The sequence below is a fragment of the Allobosea sp. Tri-44 genome (genome assembly GCF_004123845.1).
Taxonomy (GTDB): domain Bacteria; phylum Pseudomonadota; class Alphaproteobacteria; order Rhizobiales; family Beijerinckiaceae; genus Allobosea.
Genome location: NZ_NBDP01000001.1, coordinates 1 through 2,003 on the forward strand (window position 1 = coordinate 1; position 2,003 = coordinate 2,003).

General features: G+C 59.1%; 1 protein-coding gene. It reads right to left on the reverse strand.

Going from position 1 to position 2,003, the window contains the following annotated elements:
* Positions 1-255 precede the first annotated feature (255 nt).
* Entirely contained in the window at positions 256-1,683 is a 1,428-nt protein-coding gene (locus B6S44_RS00005) for an AI-2E family transporter (protein WP_164985658.1), read from the reverse strand.
* Between the last annotated feature and the right edge of the window lie 320 nt (positions 1,684-2,003).

Sequence of the window (2,003 nt, forward strand, 5' to 3'; positions counted from 1 at the left end):
TAGTTTGATCCAAATAGGGCGCCCATCGACGTCCTCAGCTGGCTATCTGAGGAGGTCAAGTTATGCGGAAGCGGTTGCCGCAACTCCTGGGGCGCCGGCAATAGGTTGCCGATAACCAGACAACCGAGGGCGCCTACAGCGGCCGAGACCAAGCTAATGATGAGTGGATGGCGTCGAAAATTCATCGGCCCGGGAACGTAAAGGCTGGCGCGTGAGGTTGCAGAGAAGAACGTATAGAGAATCGTAGATTTGTGGTCACGCCGGAGCTTCCTTCGCCGCGAATTTCAGACAGACCCTGCAGATGCCTCGGAGAGAGGTTTCCACAGCATCGGCGAGCAACGGGCCTTTATCGTCCGCTTTGGGATCCGAAACTTGCGACAGCTGCCCAAGAACAAGGATTGCCAAGGGCATGTGACGGCGAAGGCGCCGGAGGGCATATTTCATGTGCGCAGCGTTCTGCGGGCCGATATAGCAGAGGCAGATCAAGGCCGGATCGCGCTCAGCAAGTTGCACCATGCCCGAGGTCAACAAAGTGTTTGGCGGCAAGGCCTCCGCTGCCAACCCGTGCTTTTCCAAAATTTGGCTCAGCATCAGGGCAGCCGCCTCGTCGAGTTGTGACCTTGCCCCGATGCAGACGACGCGATCTCGGCCCGCGAACGTCTCGCCAAGGTCCGCCGCGGCGAGAATCGGCAGATCGGAAGTGCCCTCACTCTCATCTGTCTGTTCAACGGCAGCCTCTGTCTCCGGATCTGCTGCGGCAGCGTCGAGTGCCGGTCGGCTGTCGTCATGGTCAGCCAGGTCCTCAACGACCTCTCGCACTGTGCCGAGAATTTGATTTCGACGAGCGGCATCGAGGACGCCACGCGCTTCATCCGCTGCCGCGAGCCGCAAACCCTCGAGCGCGACCTCGTCGTAATAGGCGGAGAGCGAGCGTTCCTTCAGTACCTCCTCAGCCTTGTCGGCTGCTTCCGCCGGATCTCCTGCAAGGATGCGCTGATAGAAGTTCTCCGGGGCAGACAGTGGAGGCCGATCCCCGAGCATGACGTCCAGGAATTCCAGTCTTTCGACATGTCGGCCCAGTACCACCAGGCAAACGGTCAATGGCGTCGCCAGAACGAGGCCGATGGGGCCCCATAACCAGGTCCAGAATGTCGCTGCGACCACGATGGCGACAGGCGATAGTCCGGTAGATCGGCCATAGGCCAACGGTTCGATCACATGTCCCACAAGTGGTTCTGCGATAACGAACAATGCGGCAGTCATCGCAAGCATCATCCATCCGGGATCGACCGATGCGGCGATCACCATCGGGAAGACGGCGGAAAGCACTGCCCCGAGATAAGGAATGAAGCGCAGGATTGCTGCCAGAATGCCCCAAAGCAGCGAACTGGGAACACCGATGGCCCAAAGGCCGCAACCGATCACCACTCCAAAGCCTGCATTGACGATGAGTTGAGTGAGGAACAATCGACTTAAACGCCTGGCGGCATCATCGAACGCGGCCGTGGTCTTCTGCAGGTCGTCGGTACCAGTCAACCGGCTGAACCGATTTCGAATATCCTCCCGCTTCAGAAGGATGAAGACCACGAAGATCAGAACGATGCCCGTCGTGGTCAGAGGGTGAATTAGCGGCGACAGAAATGCCTGCAGCGTTTCGATCGCGCCCGGCTCGGGCTGGTGCACTTCGACTGGGATTGGACGCCCCTCTCGAGAACGGCCGGCTATCTCAGTCGAAGGAGGAAATTCTGCCTTGGGGCGATCAAGCTCCTTGCTCAGGTCTTGTAGAATGTCCGCGGCCCGGCTCAGAACTCCACTCCCCGCTTCCTAGCCCTTCAAAGCGGCAATCTTTGCGCGCATCGTACTTTGGTAGGTCGGTAGCTGCCCCGCCAGCTGGGTCGCTTGGCCAACCATAGCCATCGTCAAGATGGCCAAGGTCGCGAACGCAATCAGGACAACAGTAAAAACCGCCAGTCCTCGCGGAACACGAAGCTTCTGCAATCCCT